Annotated in this window: 11 protein-coding genes; 2 read left to right on the plus strand and 9 right to left on the minus strand. The window is 68.4% G+C overall.

Annotation, left to right across the window (positions count from 1 at the left end; all coding sequences use genetic code 11):
- On the plus strand, positions 1-220 hold a 220-nt coding region (locus tag IQ458_RS17175; protein WP_203323570.1), incomplete at its 5' end, for a hypothetical protein.
- 236 nt (positions 221-456) lie between these two features.
- On the opposite strand, the gene IQ458_RS17180 is transcribed toward IQ458_RS17175, so the two are convergent.
- The 7 genes from IQ458_RS17180 to IQ458_RS17210 form a co-directional block, all read right to left on the minus strand.
- On the minus strand, positions 457-966 hold the full coding sequence (locus IQ458_RS17180; protein WP_203323571.1) for a hypothetical protein: 510 nt from the start codon (positions 964-966) through the stop codon (positions 457-459).
- Positions 967-1,070: 104 nt separating this feature from the next.
- Positions 1,071-2,366, minus strand: coding sequence for a PstS family phosphate ABC transporter substrate-binding protein (locus IQ458_RS17185; RefSeq protein ID WP_203323572.1), 1,296 nt, complete (start codon positions 2,364-2,366; stop codon positions 1,071-1,073).
- Positions 2,367-2,533: 167 nt separating this feature from the next.
- The gene (locus IQ458_RS17190) at positions 2,534-2,869 is read right to left on the minus strand and encodes a hypothetical protein (protein WP_183645087.1); all 336 of its coding nucleotides are present in this window, start codon (positions 2,867-2,869) and stop codon (positions 2,534-2,536) included.
- 186 nt (positions 2,870-3,055) lie between these two features.
- Positions 3,056-15,295 carry a filamentous haemagglutinin family protein gene (locus IQ458_RS17195; protein ID WP_203323573.1) on the minus strand — a complete coding sequence of 4,080 codons (12,240 nt, stop codon included), beginning with the start codon at positions 15,293-15,295 and terminating at the stop codon, positions 3,056-3,058.
- Between the two features lie 197 nt (positions 15,296-15,492).
- Positions 15,493-16,479, minus strand: coding sequence for a FecR family protein (locus tag IQ458_RS17200; protein ID WP_203323574.1), 987 nt, complete (start codon positions 16,477-16,479; stop codon positions 15,493-15,495).
- Positions 16,480-16,618: 139 nt separating this feature from the next.
- Positions 16,619-17,125: an RNA polymerase sigma factor gene (locus tag IQ458_RS17205; RefSeq protein ID WP_192199645.1), complete on the minus strand. Its 507-nt coding sequence runs from the start codon at positions 17,123-17,125 to the stop codon at positions 16,619-16,621.
- On the minus strand, positions 17,122-17,787 hold the full coding sequence (locus IQ458_RS17210) for a secretin and TonB N-terminal domain-containing protein (RefSeq protein WP_203323575.1): 666 nt from the start codon (positions 17,785-17,787) through the stop codon (positions 17,122-17,124). The genes IQ458_RS17205 and IQ458_RS17210 overlap by 4 nt, the downstream gene beginning before the upstream one ends.
- Positions 17,788-18,202: 415 nt before the next feature.
- Between IQ458_RS17210 and IQ458_RS17215 the strand changes: the two genes are divergently transcribed.
- A complete protein-coding gene (locus IQ458_RS17215; protein WP_203323576.1) occupies positions 18,203-18,604 on the plus strand; it encodes a hypothetical protein in 402 nt (133 codons plus the stop codon).
- Between the two features lie 34 nt (positions 18,605-18,638).
- Here the strand turns inward: IQ458_RS17215 and IQ458_RS17220 are convergent, their stop codons facing one another.
- Both IQ458_RS17220 and IQ458_RS17225 read right to left on the minus strand, forming a co-directional pair.
- The gene (locus IQ458_RS17220) at positions 18,639-19,049 is read right to left on the minus strand and encodes a CBS domain-containing protein (protein ID WP_203323577.1); all 411 of its coding nucleotides are present in this window, start codon (positions 19,047-19,049) and stop codon (positions 18,639-18,641) included.
- A 289-nt stretch (positions 19,050-19,338) separates the two neighbouring features.
- Entirely contained in the window at positions 19,339-19,968 is a 630-nt protein-coding gene (locus IQ458_RS17225) for an FMN-dependent NADH-azoreductase (RefSeq protein WP_203323578.1), read from the minus strand.
- Positions 19,969-20,318 lie beyond the last annotated feature (350 nt).

Below are 20,318 nucleotides of genomic sequence, written 5' to 3' on the forward strand. Positions count from 1 at the left end.
CGCGCTCGGCGCCTCCGGTGCCTCGGCTGCGGGCGGTGCCTCCGATGCCTCGGCCGCGGGCGGGGCGTCCTGCGCCTGCGCGGTGGTGCCCACCATCAGCACGCATACGATCCGCGCGAGCGCGGATGCTGCTCTTGATCCATCCATCGATTTGTTCACCCGAAGCGAAATGGCCCTGGTGGATGCGACGACGCGCATTCCACTCGTCTCTGTTTTCTAGACGCATGCAGCCGCGGGGATCCGCAAACATTTTTATGACAGTGCTGTCATATTCGGCCGCGATCGCGCGAGGGCGTCAGCCGTGCGAAAACCCGCCATTCGCGCTCCCGCGAGAAACACGCAAAAAAGCCCCGGGCGGCGGATACCGGCCGGGGCCACACGGACATGTTTCATCCCGATGCGCGCGCCGGGATCCCGATTGCCTCCCGTACGCCGCACGAATCCCTGTTTTCCGTATCAGCCTTCGCAGAAGCAGGTGGCGGAGGCAGCGGTCCATCCCTTGGCCGGAGCACCCACCGCCACGGTGCAGCTCGCCTGCTCGGCGACCGACGTCGGCAGCTGGAAGCTCTGCTTCTGCGCCATGCAGGAACGCACCTTGCCCGGATCCTTGCTGATCGCCTCGCAGCTGGCGAGGATCGCTTCGGTACCGTCGCTGGCGGCGGCGTAGTTCTCCGTGGCGATCACGCCCTCGGCGTGACTGCTGTAGCCGACGCCGAACACTTCGGCCGACTTTGCATTGGTACCGCACTGATAAGTGGTGCTGCAGATGCGGAAGTCGCCCTGGGTGGCGTTGCCCCACGCCTTGCCCACCACGGTGACCGCGCCCGGGTAGTGGGTGATGGTGCCGCAATGTTCCGGATCATCACTCTGCTGTGCGAACACCTGTCCTGCGACCAGGCAGGCGGCCAGCGCCAACAACACCATCGTGGCTCTCCGGATCGCACTCTTTACGCTGTTGGTATGCATGTGTTGGTTCCTCGATGCTGTTCCGCTCATGGAAGCGGCGGGGATACTTCCCCGCCGCCGGTGTGGAAGGACGCCGGCTTACCGGCGTCTTTCGATTGCGTGGATCAGAGGACGCAGGTGGTGATCGTGTTCTGGACCGAGCTGCGGTAGGTGGCGCTGCCATCCAGGTAGGCGAAACCGGCCGGCGGAGCGGGACGGTTGGCCTGGGTCGCCAGGAAGTAGCCCAGCAGATCGCGCAGCGCAGTGGTGCTGGTGCCGTTGGTGTTGCGATAGCCGGCCAGGTAGGTGTACGCCAGGATCGGATAGGTCACGCCGGCCGGGATCGTGCTCGGGCTGATCAGGCGCAGGCAGGCCGGGTTCGCCATGCCGGTCACCGCGACCGGCGCGTTGCTGGCATTGAGCACCTGACCGGACAGCGGCGCCGAGATGCTGATGGACGCCGGCAGCGCGGCCGGGCTGGCGCTGTTGACGGTCGGGAACTCGGCGCCCTGCGCGTCCACTTCCGGATAATCGGCGTAACCGATCGACGCGGCGGTGGAGACGACGGAGGTCACCACGCCCGGGTTGCCCGACACGGCCGCCGAGGCGGCATACAACGGCGCCGCCGAACCAGCCGCCGGAACCGCCGCGGCAAAGCTCTGGTTGGGCTTGAAGTAACCGGCGGGGATGCTGAACTTGCCATTGCAGGCGGTCGCCAGATAGCTGGTGAAGGCGAAGCTGGTGCCGCTGCCGTCCGCGCGGTACACGACGCGGATCGCCGCGGTCGAACCGGAGCCCGGGATGCTCGACCAGTTGGTCACGCGCGCCGAGAAGATCTGGCACACCTGCTCGGTGGTGAGGTTGGTGAAGCCCAGGGCCGAGTGGTTCGGCAGCGCGATGGCGCCGGCCAGCGTCGGGATCTGCCACAGCTCGCGCGCCGCGCGCGGGCCGCCGTTGAAGCTGGTCACGTCAGCCTGGCTGATCGGCGAATCGGTACCGATGTAGTTCGGCGCGGCGGCGGTGCCGCTGAAACCGGCCGGGCTGGTGCCGGACTGGTAGTTGCCGCACTCGCCGTTGGCGTTGATCACCGAACCCACGCCAATCAGCACGGTCTTGCCGGTGCCGCTACCGGTCTGGCAGTAGGAAATCTTGTTGCCGGTACCCGAGGCGAAACGGGCGAACAGGGTGTCCGGCGGCGTCAGGGTGGCGATCGGCGTGGTGGCCACCGTGTTGGTGGTGTTGCGCGACAGGCGCGCGCGAACCGGGACGGTGGTCAGGAAGTTGTCACCCACATAGGACTGCACCGGGAAGGTGGCGCCGCCGCCAAACAGATCGGCAGCACCGGCGGAGCCGGCAACGGTCATCACGGCGAAGGCGACGACGGCAAGCGGACGAACACGCAGGAACTTGGAACGACGCATAACGAGAACTCCTTTTGAGAAGGATCACCATGGCGAGGAAGGAAACAACCGCGCATCGAATCGTGCGCGGTTGCCTGTCCGCCCGTGACCACGGGCGGCAGGTTCAAGCCTGCGCCCGCATTGTTCCCGCGCGAAGAAACTACGGTGTCGTTCCGGTGAACCCACCGTCACCGTTTCGCAATGTTTCCCGTCTTCTGCATCGCTTCCGGATGCACGCGCGCCAGATGGCGCAGCATCCGCTCGCGGGTGATCTCCGCGTTGGCCGACGTGTACGACTCGATCGCCTCCTTGACGTCCGCTTCGTCGTATCCGCTCATCTCCAGGATGGCGGAGATGAGCTCGTTGAATACCTCGACCGTGGCGCGGTCGTGCCAGACCTTGGCGGGAATGAAGTAACCAATCGGCATGCCGCCGTGCGATACCACCATGGGCTGCCTGGCGTGGAGCATGTGCTGCTCGAGCCGCTTGCGGAACTCGTAAACGCTCACGAATGCGTCACTCATGATTCCCCCTGTGCGTGCCTGTCCATCTGCATGTGCCTCCTCTGCCATGAAGTCCGATGCACCGCGTCTCGCTGCGATGCGCCCGCGGACACCGGGTGGTGTTGTCCGCATCTTGTCCGCGTTCCGGCGTATTTCCCCTGCGCGGTCCGGCGGGCATCGTCCCTGACGCCCATGCAGGACTGATCGCTAGGGCTGATCCAGCCGGCTGCGCTCGGCGGTGTTCAGGCGTGCGCGCTGCGCCTCGCCCAGCGCGCCGTTGCCGAGCACCTGGAACGCGTTGCCGGGGTCGTAGCCGGTTTGCGTCACCGCGCCGGGAGAAACCCGGGGAGACGGTGCGCTGCTGCTGGGGCTGTCGCCGAAGCCGAGCACCTGCACGCTGATGATCGAGGGACGCGACTGCTGCGCCTGCCGGCGCACGGTGTCCTGCGCGGCCTGCACCGCATTGGTCGCCGCCGCGCTGGCGGTGCTGAGCGCCGCCACGTTCACCGCCGCGGCGGTCTGCAATCCGGTCGCCTTGCCCTGCACCTGGATGTTGTCGGCATTGACCACCCGCAACGCGGCGAGGTTGACGTTGCCGGACACGCGGATGCCGGCTTCACCCGCATCGATGGTGCCCAGCGGCGCGATCAGATCGATGTCGCCCGGCGCCACTTCCGGAATCGGATTCAGGGTCGCGATGCCCGCGCCGGAACTGGGCACCTGCGGCGACAGGCTGACGTTGCCGAGATCGTCGTAAACCACGCGGGGTGGCGTGTACACCACGGTGGTCTTGGCGCCGCGGCCGGCGTTGATGTCGCCGCGCGCCGACCACAGGGTGATGCCGCCGCCGAAGGTGGTGAACACGCGTGACAGGCCCAGCAGCACGCTGTCGCGGGTGAACGCCTCGATGTCGCCGTTGCCCTGGGTCAACAGGCCGGTGGTGGGCGGCGGCGCGACGCCATCCACGCCCAGGGTCAACCCGCCTCCGGGTGCCAGCACCTGGATGCCACCACCGAAATCGGTATGCGCGCCGGCGCCTTCGCTGAAAACGATCGAACCCTGGTAGCTGCCCGGATCATCCCCTTCGGCCATGCCCGGCAGGAAGCTGGCAATCGCATCACGGCCACGCAGGTAGCTCTGGAAACGACGGCTGTCAGGGTTGTTGTATTCACGTCCGGCCAGGCGCAGTTCCTCGAAGTAGACCTGGCGCAGGAAGATGCCGCGCTGCTCCACCGGCAGCGCCTGGAACCAGGCCAGCGCGGCGCCGGTGTCGCCCTCGTAGGCAAAGCGCTCGCGCAGCCACTCGGCCAGTTCGCGTTCGTAGGTGCGGACCACCTTGTCAGGCTGGTCCGCCAACGGCCGTGCCGGGTCGGCCAGGTTGGCCGGATCCAGATAGCGCGCGGCGAAGCCTTCGAGGTCCGGCCCCTTCGCCCCCATTCCCGCCGACAGCACGATGCCCGCGCCCGGCCGATCGTCGCCGGCGACCACCGGGCCCAGGCTGCGGAACACGCCGAGATTCAGATCCGGCAGATTGGAGACGGGACCGTCGACGGACGTCTGATAGATATTGCGTCCAGCCGCGACGTCCAGCAGGCCCGGTCCGGCGATGCGGAAACTGGTGTTGAGGATGTCGCGTCCCGCACGCACCAGCGACACGTCGTTGGCATCGTTGTTGAGCAGCACATGGCTGCCGGCCAGGATGTCCCGCCCGGCCCGCAGTTGCACGGGCCCGGCCGCAAGGTAGTAGGTGCGGGTTCCATACAGATCCCGGTATATGCGACCAATGTCGGCGTCGATGTCACCGGTCAGCGCGTAGATCCGGAAGGATGGCGCTTGGCTTTCATGCAGATCACTTGCCGTGTCCGGCGCGAATGCGAACAACCGCCCACCTGTCTGCCAGTTGTAGGCCGCGCTGCCCTCCATCAGCTCCACGTCCGCCACCTCCGCGCCAAGGTTGCTGGAGGTGACCCCCGCCACGCCCGAGCCCAGCTCTTCGAGTGCGCCTCGCACCCACAAGGGCCTTTCCGGCGTCGCAATACTGTCCATGGACGCGCTCGACATCGCCGCCGTGCCGATGACATGTTCATCCGCCAGCAGTTCCAGACGGCCCTCACGCGATGGCGCCAGCAACAGATTTTCCAGCACGATCGAGCCAGCGGCCGCTGTCGCGCCGAAGCGGCCAGCGTCGTATTGAGTCGTGCCGCCGCCCAGCATGCTCGACTGGAACTGGAGCAGATTGCCACCGGCGGTGAACAGATCCAGGCCACTGCGATCGGTCCACAGGCTGAAAGAGCTTATGGCACTGTCGGTTCCCGCTTCTGCGCCCGGAACCCGGGTAGCCCCGCCATTGAGTGCCACGCGGCCGAAATCGACGCCCGTCGCCACTTGCATGCCACCCAGGGTTTTCACCTGCATCCGACCGTCGCCGACGGCAAGGACCAGCGACGAATAGCCGAAGTAGGCCGACGGCATCTGCACATCTACCGCTCGGGGATCGCCAGGCCGGTTGACGCCATAGCCATTCACCAACGACTGTCCGATCGAACCGGCCTGCAGGCGGGTGTCTCCGCGGAGATTCGCCACCAGCCCGGCGGTCCGTCCGAAGCCCCCGACCGTGCTCGGATCGAGCAGCCCGGTGTTGACACGACCACCGGCACTCACACTGAGAGTGCCACCTCCCGATTGCATCTGGTTGCCCTGCGCGTCGAAACGGCCGCTGCCGCCCACCACGATGGCCAACGCCTCGTTGCTGGTCCATATCTGGGCGGGATTCTGGCTCACGCTTGCCCCCATGTCCCCGCCCGCGCTTACCCGGACGTTGCCGCCACCGAGCGTGCCGATTCCGGAGAATCCGGCGAACTCCAGCATGAACGTTGTCGGGTTGTAGACATACTGGCCGAAGTTGATTCCCCATGCGGTCGACTGGCCCAGTTCCTCCCCACCCTGGCGCCACAGCCAGCTGCCGATACCGGTACCGCTGTTCTGCCCGTACTCGGTAAAACCGCGCACGTCGCCCTGCGCGGACAGCTGCAGATCGCCACCATCGGTGGTGAAGTACATCCGGCGTGCGGCCAGGGTGGCCTCATAGGCTTCGTTGCCGAAGCCCAGCACGGTGCCGTCGGCCAGCCGCGCGCGCTCCTGATCCCAGGCCTCCGCACCGGCGACCTGGGTACCGGCGGTGTACACGCCGAACAGGGATTTCTGCACGTAGTCGCCGCCGGCCAGCACCTCCAGATCGCCCGTACCGGTGCGGATGACCGAAAGCGCGGATTGCTGGCGCAACGGACCGACCTTGCCCGGTCCGTCGAGGATGATGTCGCCATGTCCGCCCAGTCGCGAGGCGGCGGCCAGCGTGCGGCTGTCGGCCGCGGCGAGATCCGCGCCACCGACCAGCCGCATCGACCAGGACTGCATGCCGGCTTCCAGCATCGGCGCCGCCGCCCAGTTGCGGCGATCGACCCGTTCCTGCAACGCGATGTCGGCATTGACCGGATCGACCGCGGTCAGGCGGGTGCCGGCACCGAGAGTGATGGTGCCGTAAAGCATGCCGGGAATCTGATCACCCGGCCCGTAGTACGCGCCCAATCCGTCGGTGACCCAGCCCGATTCCACGACAGGCAGGTCCGCTCCGGTCATGGCGCCAGGAAACAGGAACCAGAAATCACCGAAGTCGGGATTGAACGGCGCTTCGAAGCTGATCTCGCCCTCCGTCGCCTGCCCGCCGGCCAGCAGCATCCGCAGTCGCGAGAAACCATCGTCGTCCGGGGTGACCGGCGGTGGCGCGAAACCATCGCTGATGCTGCCGTTGACCTGCAGGTCGCCGCCGGCGCGCAGCACCACCACGCCGGGCTCGCCGCTGCCGCGCAACGCGGGATCCGCATCCGGCCCGTAGCGGTAGCCGGAGAAATCGATATCGGCGGTGACCGTCAGATCACCCTCGGAGGTCCCGCTGCGGATTTCCACGCCGGGACGCAGGTGGAACGCATCCCCATGGCTGGACAGGCCCTGCAGGCGCGCCGCCAGCGCTTCATTGCCGAGCGCCGCATCGATGAACGCCACGCTGTCGGCATGGATGGCGTCCAGGCGCGCCTGGTCCACCGTGCCGTCCTCGGCGACGTATCCGAGGAACGCATTGACCGCGATGCTCGCCGCGCCACGGATGTCCACGCCGCTCGCGGCATCCACCGCCACGTCGTCGGCGCCCAGCCGCGGCGCGTTGATATCCAGTTGTCCGCGGGCGATGCCGTCCGGCGTGCTCAGGTCAATCCGCGCGCCGTCCTCCAGCGACACCCGGCCCACCGCGCTGGTGAGTTCGACCTGGCCACGATTGGACGCGTCGATCACCGCGCCATGGCCATCCAGCTGCAACTGCGCGCCGTGCGCATCGAGCATCGCCGTCGATGCCAGCACCAGGTCATCGCGCGCGGCCAGGCGGATGTCGCCCGGTTGCGCGCCGCTGGCGTCGATGCGTCCGTTCACGGTCAGGCTGCCGCCATTGGCGGCAATCGATACCTGGCGGGCGCGCACCTCGTCACCAATCACCAGATCGCCGGTACCGATCGAGAAGCCACGGGCCTCGAAGAACCCGCCCGTGTTGAGGCGCGCGTTCAGGCCGGCGAAATCCGGCAGCACGTGCGCACGCACATCGACCCCGCCGCTCAGGTGGGCATCATCGCTGCCGCCGAGCAGGTGGCCATCCAGCGCCACCCGGCCTTCCGCGCCGGTGGCGGTGATACGGATCGTGCCGGCGTCGTTGCCCTGCGCGGACACGTCGATCCGCGAACCGGCGGCCTGGCTGATCGCGCCGTTCTCCGCCTCCATCACCAGATCGCCGCCCCAGCTGTGCCGCTGCGCGTCGAAGAAGTTCAGCGTGCGGCCCGCCAGATCCAGCATGGAGCGTTCGCCCAGCGCGATGCCGTCCTCCGCTTCCAGCACCAGCCGGCCGCTGGGCAGCGCCACCGCGGTATCGACGTTGACGCGCTGGCCGGACAGGCGCACTTCCGCGCCCAGTTCGTTGAAGTCCGCGCGATCGTAGGCCGGCGCACCGTCCGGCGCGTCCACGGTCAGCGCGCCACCCGCGCGATAGGCCATGAACGAGCCCGCCGCGCCGGTCAACACCGGCGTGGACAGATGCAGGTCGCCGCCGGCGTAGCTGTCGGCATCGGTACCGCTGGCGTACACCGACAGCGTGCCGCGATGGTTGGCGGTGATGCGTTCTGTGGCGCGCAGATCCACGCCGGCGAAACCCAGTGCCAGCCGATCCAGTTCAACCTGGTCCTGGCCGCGCGCATAGGGCGCATAGCCGAATTCGATGCGCTCGGCCTCGATGCTCAGCCGGCCCGCACCGGTACCCGCACCGCCGGCCAGCACCGCACCGGGCGCCGCACTGGCGTAAGGGCTCGCCGGCGTGCCCAGGCCCGAGGCCAGGCCATTCCAGACCACGGTGCCGGCGGCGATCCGCGCGGTTTCGTCCGCCTCGCCCCAGCCATACAGCGCCGGTGTTTCCAGCCACAATTGGGTGTCCGCGTCGCCACTGGCGCGGCCGAGATCGAAATCGACCTCGCCGAACAGATTGATCGAATTGCCCGCGCTCAACGACACCCGTTCCACCGCCTGCTGGCCAGCCGACGGATGTATCAGGCGCTCCAGCAGCGTCTGCGACAGGCGCACGCCATCGCCGATCGCGCCGGCTTCCTCCGCCCGCGCGAAGGCGGCATCGGTGCCGATGTGCAGGCTCGGCGCGGTGAGCGCGAAGTAGCGCGCGTTGTATTCCGCATCGCCCAGCGCCAGTTCGCCGTTGGTGGAGAACGCCAGCGTGCCCGGCGACCGCAGCACCGCGCCGTCGCCGATGCGGATGGCGTTGGGGTTGATGCCCGCGTCCGCGCTGGCGCCCGTCGGCGGGGTGAAGCGCACGTCGCCGGCGGACACCGCCAGCACCGCGCCGCCGATGGCCTGTTCGCCATTGGCGCTGTCGGAGAACACGTAGCCACGACTGGAATCCAGCAACAGGCCGTCGGCGGCGCGCGCTTCGAGCGTCGCGCCGCCTTCCACCAGCACCTGCTCGCCGCTGGTCAGGAAAACCTGGCTCGCCCGTAGCTGGGCGCCATCGCGCACCGCCACCGTGCCCTTGCCGCTCTCGAACACCACGCGGGGACCCAGCGCGAAACTGCCCTGGCTGGGAGCGGCCGTGGCTTCGACCAGCGAGAACGTGCCGCCCACGGTCAGGATGCCGGCCTGGATGCCGGCCAGATCCTCGCTGTCGACAGAAGAAAAACCCTCGGTCGCGGCCTGGCCGGCTTGCTTGATTTCCAGCGCGCCGAGCGAGGTAAGGAACAGGTTGCCGTCCGCGCCATCATCTTCGCCGGCCATCAGCACCTGGCCCTTGAAATCCATCGCCTCACCGACGGCGCGGGCGAAGTCCAGGTGCAGGCTCTGTGCGTCGCGCTCCAGGCGCGGGCGGCGCGTGCCGAAACGCGCGGCCTCGGCGATGGCGAAATCGGCGTAGCTGGTTTCGTTGTACTGCGAGAACCGGCGCACCGTTTCGCCGGACATCAGCGTCACCGTGGTCGGCAGGACATCGCGGATGTCTGTGTTGGCGATGCCCAGGTAGGCGCTGGCGCGGAAGGTTCCGCCCGGCATCGTCACCGCGGCGGCTTCGCGGCTCGCGCCTCCGGCCAGTTCCACCCGGAACGCGCCCGGCAACAGCGCATAGGTCGAGGGCATCAACGTGTAGGTGCCGGCCGGCAGTCCGCCGACCGCTTCGGTCAAAGTGATCTGCTGGCCGACCCGCGGCGCACCCGCGCCGGCGTCGGGCGAGACCGGCGCATACTGGCCCGGCATCGATGGCACGATGGCGTACACCTCGGCATCGGGATCGCTGAAGCCGTTCGCCGGATTGGCATTGGCCAGCGGCGTGCGCAGGATGTCGACCGATCCGCCGCGACCGGTGAAGAAGCCGGCGCCGGTCAGTTCGCCACCTCCGGACACATCGATGACCGAACCGGCCTCCGCGGTGAGCGTCACCTGCCCCATCAGCACGCCGCGCTCGATCGCATCGACCGTCCCGCGGCTGGCGCTGTCACTGCCGTCCCCATCCAGGGCGGCGAGGTCATCGAATTCCACCACCTGGCCGTTGTAGAGGTAGCGCAGTCCATCCGCCGTGCCGCCGTAGGGCATGCGCAGGCCGGCCGCGCTGGTGGAGGTCAGGCTGCCCTCGCGCAGCAGGACATGGAACTGCTGGTCGACCAGGAAGGTATCGGGATCCGGTGTCCCGCCGAACACGATGCGGCCCAGCGGTGCGCGCACCACGCCTCCCTGATCGATGTTGGCCGCGCGCAGGGCGAGCGATCCGAATACCGAAAAGGGCGCTTCGGGCGTATCGCCCAGGCCACGGATGGTCAGCGTGCGCTCGGGATCGAAGTGCTTGCCGGTGTTGTCGAAACTGACGCCGGCCGCCACCTCCGCATTGGCGTGGGTCGTCGGATAGATCTGCCGCGCGGTCAGGTTCAGATCGCCGCCCGTATACAGCAGGCCATCGCCGAAACGCAGATCGCCCTGGCTGACCAGGTTGACCTGATCGAAACCGAAGCGATCCACGGCCACCGGCGTCCAGCTGTTCGGTGCGGTTTCCAGGAAGACCTGGCCGGCGCCACCGAACTGCACCGCGTCCCGCACGTCGATCAGGTTCGCCTGGATGGTCAGCGCCGCGTCATTGCGCGATCCCGGAGAATAGTCGCGATACGCACTGCCGATCGTGTTGACCAGCCCCGGCTTGGGAACATCCGGTGCCGTCACCGGGATGTCGACCTTGCCCACCAGCAGTACATGCGGCGCCGACAGCGTCACCCGTGCCTCGGGCGTGCCTTCGGCCACCGACAACAACCCGCGGCGCAGGGCCAGGCGCTGGCTGAGCGCCAGATCGACATCCCCCTCGAAGGAGATCACGTCGCGGCTCCACAGATCCAGCGTGCCGAACCCGCCGGCTTCGATCTGTTCGGCGCTGATGCGCGCACCCAGGTAGTCCTCCGGCGCGAACGCATCGCCCGCGATCGCATCGTCGGCCAGCCCGCTGCGCACCCGCGCCTGGCTCACGGTCAGCGTTCGCACGCCCTCGTGCCCGTTGCCTTCGCGGTTTTCCAGAATGAGGTTCAGTTGACCGCCGGCCGCGCCCGCGCCGCCGGCGGACGCGCGCAACTCGCCATCGTCCAGGATGCCGGCCTGCGATCCCAACTGGATCAGGCCGCCATCACCGGCCAGCGTGATCGGACGTGCGAGGACCGGCAGTCCTTCCGCCAGATCCACCGTGGCGGCCGCGCCGGAAGCATCGAGCCGCGCGCCCTCGCGGATCACCACCATCGCGCGCGAGGTGTCGGGGACGTCCTTCACGTCGATGCCGTATTCCTCCAGACCGATGCGGATGGCGCCGCCATCCTGGGCCAGGCCGTAGCGACGGCCCGCCGCGTCACGCGCGGTCCAGGCACGGCCCGCGGCATCGAGCAGGGCGTTCTCGCCGACCCACAGCGACACGCCGGTTCCGCCCGCCGCCAACTTGTCGACCACGCCGATGGGCGCGCTCAGCAGTGAGATCTCCCCGCCGGGCGCTGTAATGGCGCCGTCCATCACCAATTGACGCGCGGCCGCCAGGCGCACGCGATGGCCGGGATCGACGCGGATATGCGCGCCTTCGCCGACCTCCAGCGAAGCGCCGTGCAGCGACAGATCCGCGCCGGCACGCAGGCGCAGCCTGCCCGCGGCCGGGTCTTCCGCCACCACCGGCGGCGTCCATGCCTCCAGCACCGCGGACAACGCGCTGCCCGAGGAACGAAGGAATGCGTCGGTCGTCGGGCGCAGCAGCGGCATCTCCGTGGCCAGTTCCGTGCCTTTCGACACCACCAGCCCCGCGCGGCTGCCGATGCGATAGTCGGCAAAACCGCTGCGCAGCAATCCGGCGTCGAGCTTCAGCGCGGGGTCGAAAGTGATCGACTGGTCGAACCAGGTACCGCGCGGCAGCAGTTGCCCCGTCGGCACGGTCACCGCGACCGGCGCGATCTCGCCGGCCTGCATGGTCAGCACATAGGGAAACACCGCGAATCCCTGCGGGAACACCGACGAAGGAAACACCGTGCCCGCCGGAATCGTCGTGTTGGCGAGGAACTGCATACGCGTGCCGGCCGGCAGCACGGTGCCGCCGGTCAGCCAGTTGCCGTCCACGTTCACCCATACGTTCTCGGGTACTGTCCACTCGCCGGCCAGCACCACTTCCGGTTGCGTGCCGGTATCCACCGTCACCGCCGGCAACGGCCGATCCGGAATCACCGTGGTCACCGATGTGGAGGCATCGACCGGCAGGCGTCCGCCGATCCCGATCGTCACCGCTTCACCCAGCACCACATCGGCCGGCAGGCGCGTGCCCGGTTCCAGCACGCCGCTTTCCAGCACCGCATCCGTACCGAACACCACCGGCGTGGGCGCCTGCAGGGTCAGGGTGCCGCCGCCAGACACGCCGGCCGCCAGGATCTCGCCATCCAGCCGCAGTTCGCGCCCCGGCCGATCCAGCGCGCCGTTGGGAATGGTCGCGACGCGATCGTCATTGGCGATCAGGCTCAGATCGCCGCCACGACCGCCGCTCAGCTTGCCGTCGCCATGCAGGGCCGCGCCCGAGCGCAGATCGACGCGGCTGTCCTGTTCCAGGCGAATGGAGCCCGCCACCATCCGCACCGACAGCGCACCACCGTCGATATGCGCCAGCGAGACCGCGCCGGCGCCGTCGAGCAGGCCGTTGTGCCAGGTTCCCGACAGGTCCAGGGTCGCGCCGGTGCCAAGGGTGAAGTCCGCGCTGCCGTCCTCGCGCAACAGGAAGGTGGACGCTGGCTCGGCAACCGTGGCCATCTCCACCACGTTGTCGGCCTTCACGCTGCCGCTGCGGGCGGTGACATCGGCGTTGATAGCGATTTCGGCCGCCGACAGATCCAGCACGCCGCCGTCGGCCAGCGACAGATCGGCATCGATGTGGATGGCATCGGCGCTGGTGAGGGTCAGGCCGCCCAGGCCGCTGCGGTTCAACCGGTCCGCGTCCAGCAGCACGGTGCCGATGCGCTCCTCCGGCAGCGCGGCGTCCGGCTCGCCCGTCGCGACATCGTCGAAGTCGCCGATCACCACCCGGCTGGCATGCGGCGCATCGAACCCGCGCGCATTGACCCGCCCGATGATCAGTTCGCCGGAACGCGCCACCGCGCTCTGCGCCTGCCGGTAGCCGTCCACGGCGTCGCGCGCGCGGGTCTGCCGCTCGCCCTCGAACACCTTGGCCTCGATATCGCCTTCGAGCACGACGGTGGGCGCATCCACGATCAGGCGGCCGGCGTCGCGGCCGACGGTGTAGCCGTTCTCCAGCCGCTGGCGCGGCGCGATGATCGGATTGAGGTAGGCGTCCTGCACGCCCCAGCGCTCGTGATCCACCTCGTAGCCCTGGTAGACGCCGGCATAGATCAACTCCGTCGGCGCATCCTGCAGCGTGTGCAGGCGGCCGTCACCATCGCGCAGCCAGGTCTGCTGCACGTAGCCGGTCTGCACGTCCAGCGCGCCGCCGGACAGGTTGATCTGCGATCCGGCGCGGGTGATCACCTCCTTGCCGCCCAGGGTGATCGTGCCGCCCTGCGCGGCCCACTCGCCGATGCCGTGGCCCTGGTTGTTGAGCCAGCCGCTGACCTCCAGCAGGCCGCCGGCGGCGTACCAGCGATCCGAGGCATAGCCGCCGGTGCCGGCCGGTACCAGCACCAGATCGCGGCGATCGACCCAGATCGTGCTGTTCTGCAGCTTGCCGCCATCGCGGTTGTGCGGCGAGTCGCGCAGTTCGTTGCCCTGCACGTTGACCTGCACGGTGTTGCTTTCCATCGCCACCTTCACGCCAACCGCGCCGGACACGTCCAGTCGCGCGCCCGCATCGGCCTGGGCACGATTGCCGGCGGTGACCGCGATCTGGCCGCCGGTGGCGAGCGTCAGCGAATCGCCCTCGAAGTTCACGTCGCCGCCGGAGACGATCTCCACCCGCGACTGATCGCGACGATCCGACAGCCGCGAATAGTTGTCGAACGCGCCGGGGTCGGTCTGCATCCGCAGCGCGTCCAGCTTTTCCGATTCGGCGATCAGCGCATCGCGCTGGCTGTCCAGCGCCGTGGTCTTGCCATCGTCCTCCAGCAGCACCGCGGTCAGCGCACCTTCGCCCAGCGTCACCGAGCCTTCCGCGTCGCCCGCCGAATTGAGCAGGTGCACGGTGCCGCGCGCGTTGACGGTGGTGGTCGCGACCGCGACGCCCTCCTGGCGCACCTCGTGGCCGGCCAGGGTGACATCGCCTTCGCGCGCTTGGATGAGGCCGGTATTGACGACCCGGCCCGTATGGGTGGAGGCCGCGTCGCGCAGGGCGGCGACTTCATTTCCGCGCGTGGTCGATGCCTGGTTGCCTTCGGTGCCGGCGCCCTTGCGGATGACGAAACTGTCACCGGCGGCGAGTTGTGTCTGCCCCTTGCGGGTGAGGATCTGCCCGGCGTTGTCGACCTCGCCCCCCAGCAGCAGCACGTAGCCACCGCCCTGGGTGACCGATTGCGGTTCGCGGGTGCGGATCAGCGCACCGGCCTCGACCTTCACCGCGCCGCCGGCATCGGTGAAACTCGGCGCGCCGTTGGCGCCATACAGCCCGTTGCCGAGGAACTGCGTATCGCTCATGTGCGCGGCCGCCGCGACCAGGTTGCGCACGTTGACCTGCGAACTGCCGTCGAACACCACGCCATTGCGATTGAGCACCAGCACCGTGCCGGCGCCTTCGATCTGTCCCTGGATCTGCGAAGGCCGCGCCAGCGGATCGTTCACCCGGTTGAGCACCGCCCAGTCGGCCTGCTGGTCGTACTTCACCGTGGTGTTGCGGCCGACGTTGAAGGTTTCCCAGTTGAGGATCGCCTTGCTGCCGGTCTGTTCGATGGTGACGGTGGTCTTTCCGTCGGCCACCTGCTGGGTGGGATCCTTGGCGTTGTGCCAGCCGCGGGTCAGCGCGTCCTCGTCGATCTTCAGGCCGCCCTCGCCCTGGCCATCGGGCACGTCGGATGGGCGCGCCAGCGCGGCCTGCCGCGCCTGCTGCTGCAAGGCCTGGCGCAGCGCGATGGCCTGCGCGGCGACGCCCAGGTTGTTGATCGACTGCTGCAGGCGGTCACGCGCGGCCTGGGATTGCTGCTGCGGTCCGGTCGGACGCAGCGGCGCGGGCGCGCCGTTGGGCAAGCGGCCGGTGGAACCCACCGCGCCCTGCACCGCGGCCTTGTTGGCGAACCAGGCGGAACTGAACGCCTGTTGCGCCAGGGCGGCATCCATGCCACCGCCGGCAAGCAGGAACAGGCCGATCGCGCGCGAAAGCGGATGCGTACGGAACGCGGGACGTGAAGGGGCAATCGCTTGCTTGGGCACTGCGGGACGCTCCGTGGAGAGGGGGACGATGGCGTGTGCCATCGATGGCTTTCCTTCTTCACGACGCTCGTTGTCGGACGAACCCGCAAAGCTCCGATGCGTCCGACGTGCACGCGAGGGTGAACGTCAAGGTTCCTGAATGCGCCTGCCGGCGCGTCAGCGCGAACGGAGCGGCATGGCGCTCGGCGCAACCCGACTCAACCGAGCAGGACGATATCGCCGGGCAGCGTGGTCACGCGGGCCGAGAAGGCCTGCTGGATCTGCGTGATCGCCAGATCCATCCGGGTGATCGGGAAGCGCCCGCTGACCGACCGCCCTTCCAGTGCCTTGTCCACCAGCATCACCCGGCCGCGACGGTAGCGGTTGATCTCGCTGATCGCGTCCGGCAACGGCGTGTTGCGGAACACGATGACGCCGTCGCGCCAGGCCGATACCTGTTCCGGCTCGATCGCGCGCACCGCCTGCAGTCCGTCTTCGCCGTAGTCCACCTGGTAGCGCGCGGCCAGCGTGCGCTGCTGGTCGCCCAGTTGCACCGCCACCCTGCCGCGCAGGCAGGTGACACAGGTGCGCTCGCCGACGCGGCGCACTTCCAGCCTGGCCGGCAGCTCCGCGGTGATCTTTCCGGCACCGGACGAAATCCGGAACAGTCCGCCGGTCGCGGTCATCGCATCGATCGCCGCCTCGCCCGCCAGCAGCGTCATCCCGTCGATCCTGCCGTCCTGGCGCTGCACCTCGATGCTGGTCTGCGTGTTCATCGCCAGCACCACATCCTCGCGCAGGCGCACCGTGCGCTGTTCACCGGTGGCGGTGCGGTAATCCGCGCCCCACTCCGATATCGGCGTCCAGCCGCCCAGCAGCGGGTGTTCCGCCAGCAACGCCACGCCGGCCACCGACGCCGCCGCGGCCATGCCGCCGAGGAAGGCGCGCCGGTTCATGCGTGGTCCCGTCGGCCGCGCGGCGTTGGCCGCCGCCTGCGCGATCAGGCGCTCGCCGGCCGGCCCGAAATCGCGCCACAACCGCTTGGCATCCTCGAACGCGGCCCGGTGCATCGGTCCTTGCGCACGCCAGCGTTGCAATGCGCGCGCGTCCTCGTCGGTTGCCCGGCCCGACGCCAGCAATCGCACCCAGGCATCCGCCTCATGCCGCAGCCGCTTTTTCGATTTGTCGTCGTTCGTGAATGTCATGCCGCGCTTTGCCCGCACCCGGCGGACCGCCCTGGCCGGGATGGCCAACGGTGCCTGTCAGACAATAGACCGATTTGGATGGCCAATCCCGCATGGCGGGCCTTCCCGGCGTGATCCGGGGCGCTTCCCGCCGCGCGCGTCAACGGCCCAGCCGGGCCGCGCAGTAGGCCTGGGCTTTCTGCAGTTCCAGTTCGACCAGACGCAGCGAAATGCCCATCCGGCGCGCCACTTCCGGCTGTGTCAGCTGCTGCACGCGCACCGCCAGCAAAATGTTGCGGCGTCGTTCCGGGAGTTCCCGCATCACCCGGACCAGGGCTTCCAGTTCGGCCTGCGAGGCCGCCGCCTCGGCCGGACCGGGCGCCGGGTCGGCCAGTTCCAGCAAGTCGTCCACCTCGCGCGCACTGAGCTGCCGGTTGGCGGAGCGATGCAGGTCGATCGATGCGTTCACCGCCATCCGGAAAACGTAGTGCCAGGGATCGGACACGGTGTCGGCCACCCGCCGCGTGGACAGGCGCACCCAGGTTTCCTGCAGCGCGTCGCTGGCCACTTCGTCCGATCCCAGACGTTGCACCAGCCGCCGCTTGAGTTCGTGATAACGCAGCACCAGGAACTGCTGCAGGCCCGCCGCCGCCTCCACCGCGCTCATGGCCGTGTCCCGGGCGCCGGACAGGCCCACCCGTAGCCGGCCGCGCGCGGCAGCACCAGCAGGGTGAACGGCTGCGCCACCTGCGCCGGCACCGGTGCTCCCAGCGCCAGACCGTCCATCGCCTCGCGCACCGCCGCATCGACCGCCGCGTCGCCGGTGGATTCCAGCAGGCGGGAACGCGCGACGCTGCCATCGGCGGCGAACCACAGTTGCAGGGCAAGACGATGCCGCCCTTCGGCCAGTTCGCTTCGTCGGCAGAACGCTTCGCCCAGGCGATGCTGGATTTCGCCGTAGTACCAGGCCGGATCGCGCGCGGGCACCGCCGGGGCTTCCGGATCGCGCGTCAGCACCAGCGCGCCCTGTCCCACCTGGCGCGTCCGCAGGCCGCTGCCCTGCAGGATCCGCGCGAGCGCGTCGGCCGCGCCCAAACGCCCGCGCACGCCGGCGGAAACCACGCCGGCGGTCAGGCTGCTGTCGTAAATGACCGATTGGCCGGTCGCATCGCCGAAGGCCTCGATGGCGCGATCCAATGGCTGCGGACCGATGTCGAAAACGAAGTCGCCGCCCGCGCAGGACGACGCCGACCGTTCGGGAACCGGTTCTTCCTTCACGTCGCAGGGCGCAACGCGTCCTTGCGCCAACGAAGCCGTAGCCGCAGCCATCGCCAGTACTCCCGAAAGGATCAGGGCAGGCGCAAGGGTCACCTTTCCGGTGCGTTTGACCTTCTCTGGACCCAAGGTTCGATACCTGCCTCGGGCCATCCTAGGTAACCAATATGACGCTTTGGTGTCCGCTCCCGGGAGTGCTGCGGAAGCGTCAAATTCCCCCGCGCCGGGCGGCCGAAGGTCGCGCATGCGCCGCATTAACGCGGGAGGAGCTAACCTGAATCCGCACTCGGTCCCCCCTGCCGTGTCCCCGGAGCCTCCGTGCAGCTTCCGTTACAGGAACTGCCCGTGGCCCACCGCTCTCTTCGCGCGACCCGTTTTTTCGTCCTCAGTCTGTTCGCCCTGATCTCGCTGCTTGCCTTGGTGCTGGGCGCCTGGTGGTGCATGCAGTGATCCAGAACGCGCGCCCGAGATGAATGACGACGATTTCCATTTTCCTCCCGTCCGCGGGGACCAGCTGGGCCAGGCCCTGGCGATCTTCCAGGCCGCCCTGCATGCGCCGCTGGACGGCGCCGGCGTGGGTGTACACGTGGAAGAAGCCAGCGACCGTCTCGCCGATGAAGTGGAAAGCTGGGATCTCGACTTCGATCAACGCAATTCGCTGATCCTGCGCGTACTGGCGTTCAACGAACTGCTCGGCCGCGCCGCGCGGGATGATCGTTTTGGCGCGCATGTGGAAACCGTGGGCGGCGCCTACAACGTCAGCGACGATTTCATGCGCGCCGCGGCCCGGGCCGAACTCGCACCGTCCGGCCCGGATCAGGAAGGCCTCGCCTTCGACCTGGAAAGCGTGCTGCGCGGCCTGCGCCATTGACAGCCCGCTTGCCCGGCTTGCTTCCAGGCAGGCCTCAATGCGGCGTCGCCACACCGCGCCCCATCGTCTGCGCGGCCGAACGCTTGGAATGCATCATGTTCGCCAGCGACACGATGCCGACCAGCCGCTTGTGGTCGTCCACCACCGGCAACCGGCGCATCTCCAGGTCGGCCATGTTGGTGGCGACCGATTCGACCTGATCGCCGGCGCGGCAATACATCACCTCCTCGGACATCACATCGCGCACGGTCTTGCCGGCGACGTCGTTGTCGGTGAGGCCGCGCACCACGATGTCGCGGTCGGTGATCATGCCAATCAGGCGATCGTTCTCGTGCACCGGCAGGCTGCCGACATCGCGGCTGCGCATGAGCTCGGCGGCATCCAGCAGGGATTGCTCCGGACGGATGGTGGTCACGTCCCGCGTCATGATCTCTTCGATGATCATCGGATTTCCTCCTGTCTTTGCGGATATGACCACCGTAGGCTGCACGCGGTTACAAGAACATGAGGCATGGGGCGCCCTCGGGTCACGGGATTTTCATGGCGCCCGGCGCAGCGTTGCTGCGCGCGGCAGCGCGCCGCGTATTACGGAGCCTTCCATGAAAACGAACCCACTGTCCCGCCCGCTGGCCGGGCGCGAAGATCCCGCACCGCAACCCGATCCCCGCCGCGACCGCGAGCCGGCGGAGGAAGAAGAGGAATAACCTGTGGCCTAACGCCCGCTTGCGCCCGGTTCATGACCGGGCGGCAAGCGCCCTTGCCCGCGCGGTGGCGTCCTCGCGTATCCGCGTCAGGCTATCCGGATCCGTCAACGTGGGCGCCAGCGCCACTTCGCCGGCCACTTCGATGCCGAGAAAGCGCAGCCACTGGCGCATGTAGGGCTTCTGGAAGTCCTGGTACTGGGGCGTGGCGCCTTCCGAGAAATCACCGGCGCTGGAGTACATCAGGAAGGCGCGCTTGCCGGAGAGCAGCGGCTGGTAGCCTTCGTCGCGCGACCAGCGCCAGTTCTGCCCCGGCAGGGTCACGATGTCGATGTAGTGCTTGAGCCGGTAGGGCAGGCCGTAATTCCACATCGGCAGGCTGAACACGTACACGTCGGCGCGATTGAACTGCTGCGAGACGCGCACCGCGCGGTCCCACTGCGCCTGCTGGCCGGCGGTCGCGTTCTGCGCGCGCAGCACCGCGAACTTGGCGGCGATCATCGACGCGTCGAACTCGGGGAGTTCGAGGTTCCAGACATCCGCCGTCTCGTGCGTGTCCGCGGGATGCGCCTGCCGCCAGGCATCGAGGAAGGCGTCGGCAAGGGCGAGCGAACGGGAATCCTCGCCGCCGGGCGAGACACTGACGTGGAGCACGTGGGCCATGGAAGCATCCTTGTGCGGCTCGCCGCACCGAGTGGGGAGCGGCATTCTTGGGAACCCGCCTGCCACCGCACAAGTACGCACTTCGAGGTGCCTACCCACTTCTGCGGGGGGATGAAGAGCATGCGGCATCCACGACCACGCGGCTTTTTTTTCCCCCTTTTTTAAAAAGGGGGATTGAGGGGGATTTGCTCTTGGCGCAAAAAGCAAATCCCCCGTCACCCGCTTCGCGGGCGCCCGCCCCCTTCTCCGAAGGGGGCTGAAGAGCCAGTGCCCTCCACAACGATGCAGTTTTTTTACCTCCCCCTTTGAAAAAGGGGGACCGAGGGGGATTCGCTCTTGGCGCAAAAAGC

Source organism: Pseudoxanthomonas beigongshangi, from assembly GCF_016820515.1.
In the GTDB taxonomy this organism is placed as follows: Bacteria; Pseudomonadota; Gammaproteobacteria; order Xanthomonadales; family Xanthomonadaceae; genus Pseudoxanthomonas_A; species Pseudoxanthomonas_A beigongshangi.

Bases quoted from the DNA above. Each gene is read 5' to 3' on its own strand.
- IQ458_RS17185 (WP_203323572.1), bottom strand. From the start codon at position 2,366: ATGCGTCGTTCCAAGTTCCTGCGTGTTCGTCCGCTTGCCGTCGTCGCC.
- IQ458_RS17200 (WP_203323574.1), bottom strand. From the start codon at position 16,479: ATGACATTCACGAACGACGACAAATCGAAAAAGCGGCTGCGGCATGAG.
- IQ458_RS17210 (WP_203323575.1), bottom strand. From the start codon at position 17,787: ATGGCTGCGGCTACGGCTTCGTTGGCGCAAGGACGCGTTGCGCCCTGC.
- IQ458_RS17190 (WP_183645087.1), bottom strand. From the start codon at position 2,869: ATGAGTGACGCATTCGTGAGCGTTTACGAGTTCCGCAAGCGGCTCGAG.
- IQ458_RS17220 (WP_203323577.1), bottom strand. From the start codon at position 19,049: ATGATCATCGAAGAGATCATGACGCGGGACGTGACCACCATCCGTCCG.
- IQ458_RS17205 (WP_192199645.1), bottom strand. From the start codon at position 17,125: ATGAGCGCGGTGGAGGCGGCGGCGGGCCTGCAGCAGTTCCTGGTGCTG.
- IQ458_RS17215 (WP_203323576.1), top strand. From the start codon at position 18,203: ATGAATGACGACGATTTCCATTTTCCTCCCGTCCGCGGGGACCAGCTG.
- IQ458_RS17225 (WP_203323578.1), bottom strand. From the start codon at position 19,968: ATGGCCCACGTGCTCCACGTCAGTGTCTCGCCCGGCGGCGAGGATTCC.
- IQ458_RS17180 (WP_203323571.1), bottom strand. From the start codon at position 966: ATGCATACCAACAGCGTAAAGAGTGCGATCCGGAGAGCCACGATGGTG.